Source organism: Cylindrospermopsis sp. CR12 (genome assembly GCF_001432185.1).
Classification (GTDB): Bacteria; Cyanobacteriota; Cyanobacteriia; order Cyanobacteriales; family Nostocaceae; genus Raphidiopsis; species Raphidiopsis raciborskii.
Genome location: NZ_LMVE01000030.1, coordinates 1695 through 1936 on the forward strand (window position 1 = coordinate 1695; position 242 = coordinate 1936).

At 46.3% G+C, this 242-nt stretch carries 1 pseudogene; it reads left to right on the forward strand.

Annotated features, from left to right (window positions below):
• Positions 1-242, forward strand: a pseudogene (locus ASL19_RS16560) (photosystem II q(b) protein); the annotation flags it as partial.

Here is a 242-nt window from a genome sequence, read left to right on the forward strand (position 1 = left end):
TCTACCCCATCGGACAAGGTTCATTCTCTGATGGTATGCCCTTAGGTATCTCTGGAACCTTCAACTTCATGATTGTGTTCCAAGCAGAGCATAACATCCTCATGCACCCCTTCCACATGTTAGGAGTAGCAGGTGTATTCGGTGGTAGCTTGTTCAGCGCTATGCACGGTTCCTTGGTAACATCTTCCTTAGTAAGAGAAACAACCGAAACCGAGTCTCAGAACTATGGTTACAAGTTCGGA